Source organism: Nguyenibacter vanlangensis, assembly GCF_013376155.1.
GTDB classification, from domain to species: domain Bacteria; phylum Pseudomonadota; class Alphaproteobacteria; order Acetobacterales; family Acetobacteraceae; genus Gluconacetobacter; species Gluconacetobacter vanlangensis.
In genome coordinates this window covers 1-1566 of record NZ_JABXXP010000645.1, presented here as the reverse complement: position 1 = coordinate 1566, position 1566 = coordinate 1, and the positions used below count along the sequence as shown (strand labels likewise).

1 protein-coding gene and 1 pseudogene are annotated in these 1566 nt (G+C 71.8%); both read left to right on the top strand.

Annotated elements, in window-relative coordinates; genetic code table 11:
• Positions 1–675 (top strand): annotated as a pseudogene (locus tag HUK84_RS17590) (Ppx/GppA family phosphatase); the annotation flags it as partial.
• Positions 672–1481, top strand: a complete 810-nt coding sequence (locus HUK84_RS17585) for a CDP-diacylglycerol diphosphatase (protein ID WP_176641408.1) — start codon at positions 672–674, stop codon at positions 1479–1481. The pseudogene HUK84_RS17590 and the gene HUK84_RS17585, both read left to right, overlap by 4 nt.
• Positions 1482–1566: the final 85 nt, after the last annotated feature.

The following is a 1566-nucleotide window of genomic DNA, read 5'->3' as shown; positions in this document are numbered from 1 at the left end:
CGCCGGCTGGTCCGCCGGCTGCAGCCCACCCGCGTGGTGTTCTGCGTCGATGGACTGCGCGAGGGCTGGTACATGCGCCGGGTCGCCGCCTCGGTCGCCCATCTCGACCCGCAGGAAGCCGTGGCCCGGGAAATGTGCGCCCGCCTCGGCCGCAGCGAAACCCTGCCCGACCGGCTGATGAACTGGACGGCCCCGCTCTTCGCCGACGAAAGCGCGTCTTCCCGCAGGCTGCGCCGCGCCGCCTGCCTGCTGTCCGATATCGGGTCGTACGACCATCCCGAATATCGCGCGGAACAGACCTATCTGCGCATCCTGCGCATGCAGGGCGTGGGCTTCGACCACCCGGCCCGCGCCGCCGTGGCGCTGACCCTCGCCGTGCGCTATGAGGCCGAGCTGGGCCAGGATTTCCTCCAGCCCTCGCGCCTGCTCCTGCCGTCCGAGGATTATATCCGCGCGGTCACGCTGGGGCTGGCGCTGCGCCTGGCCTATACGGTCTGCGGCGGGACCGCGGAATTGCTGGACGGCACCTGGATCGAAAAAACCGCGCAGGACCTGGCGCTGCATCTGGCGGGCGGCCGTTCCGCCGTCCGCGGCGAAAGCGTGCGCCGCCGCCTGGACCGCCTGGCGGAAATCCTCTCCCTCCCGGCCCGGATCGAAGAACCCGCCGAAGCATGAAACATGTTCTCTCCCATGCCGGCCTGCCGGCCCTCGTGCTGGCCGGCGTCTGGCTCGCGGTCGCCCATGCCAGCGGCCCCGCCCGGCCCGATCCGCACGACCCCAACGTGCTGTGGCGCATCGTCCACGGGCGCTGCGTGCCCAACCAGGTCGGCCAGCAGACCCCCGCGCCCTGCGAGGCGGTCGATCCCGCCGCCGGCTATGCGGTGCTCAAGGACCGCACGGGCCGCGCGCAATATCTGCTGATCCCGACCGCCCGCGTGACGGGGATCGAGGACGCGTCCCTGCTCTCGCCGGACGCGCCGGATTATTTCGGCGCCGCCTGGCACCAGCTCGACCGTGCCCTGGCGCGGCTGGGCCATACCATGCCGCGCGAGACGATGGCGCTGTCCGTCAACTCGGCCTACAGCCGGTCGCAGAACCAGTTGCACATCCATATCGACTGCCTGGCGCCCGATATCCGCGTCGCCCTGCACTGGGCGCGTCCGCATATCGGCCACGGATGGACCAACCTGGTGCTGGACGGCCATACCTATCGCGCCACCCGGATCGATGGCGCCGACCTGGCCGGCGCCCTGCCGTTCCGCCGCCTGGCCGCCGCGCTGGCCGACCCGGCGCGCGAGATGGGCGAGCACACGCTCGTCGTCGTCGGCACGGTCTGGCCGGACGGACATCCGGGCTTCATCCTGCTGGACGACATGGTCAAGCCCCTCTCGGGCGACCGCGCCTCGGGCGAGGAACTGCAGGACCATGCCTGCGCGATCGCCCGGTTCGAACCCGGCCGGCCACTTCCCGCCCATCCCTGAAAGGGCCGTTTCAGGCCCGTGACAGCGCCTCGGCCGCGTCGTCCGCCGGCACTGGCTGCCGGCGGGCCAGCGCCAGATAGGCGCC